The organism is Thermomonas fusca, assembly GCF_005862345.1.
GTDB classification, from domain to species: Bacteria; Pseudomonadota; Gammaproteobacteria; order Xanthomonadales; family Xanthomonadaceae; genus Thermomonas; species Thermomonas fusca.
Genome location: NZ_SROY01000015.1, coordinates 1 through 915, shown reverse-complemented (window position 1 = coordinate 915; position 915 = coordinate 1). Strand labels below are relative to the sequence as shown.

The 915-nt window shown below is 64.6% G+C and carries 1 pseudogene; it reads left to right on the top strand.

The features are described from left to right. Positions 1–889, top strand: a pseudogene (locus E5S66_RS13500) (IS3 family transposase); the annotation flags it as partial. Positions 890–915 lie beyond the last annotated feature (26 nt).

Sequence of the window (915 nt, the reverse complement as noted above, 5' to 3'; positions counted from 1 at the left end):
AAAAAAGCCGCCGCGTACTTTGCCAAGGGGTAAAGGCGAAGTACGCGTTCATGCGCGTGCACGTCCGCGAGTTCCGCCTGGTGGCGATGTGCCGGGTGCTGGGCGTGCACCGCAGCGGCTACTACGCGTGGCTACGCCAAGGTGCCAGTGCTCGCGAGCAGGAGGACCAGCGTCTTCTTGGGCTGATCAAGCATCATTGGCTGGCCAGCGGTGCGGTGTATGGCTATCGCAAGATCGCCCTGGATCTGCGCGAAGCCGGCGAACGCTGCAGCCGCCATCGGGTCTGGCGGCTGATGAAGGCCGAGGGCCTGCGGGCACAGGTGGGTTATGGCCGCAAGCCGCGTCATCGCGGCGGTCCGGTTGGCGTGGTGGCCAACGTGCTCAACCGCGACTGCCCAACAAGGTCTGGGTGACCGACATCACCTACATCCGCACCTACGAGGGCTGGCTGTTCCTGGCGGCGGTGATGGACCTGTACTCACGGCAGATCGTCGGCTGGGCGACGGCGCCGACGATGACCAGCGACCTGGTGCTGCAGGCACTGGTCGCTGCCGCATGGCGGCGCAAACCGGCCGCGGGCGTGATGGTCCATTCCGATCAGGGCTGCCAGTTCACCAGCAGCGACTGGCAATCGTTCCTGAAGGCGCATCGGATGGTGCCGAGCATGAGCCGGCGCGGGAACTGCCACGACAACGCGGTGGCCGAGAGCTTTTTCAGCGTCCTGAAGAAGGAGCGGATCAAGCGGCGGATCTACCCATCACGTGCCGCTGCGGCATCCGACGTGTTCGACTACATCGAGATGTTCTACAACCCGATCCGCCGGCATGGTTCCGCTGGCGGCATGTCACCAGTAGAGTTCGAGAGGCGCTACGCGCAACGCAGCGACTGAGTGTCTACGGAAATCTGGTCGGTCCA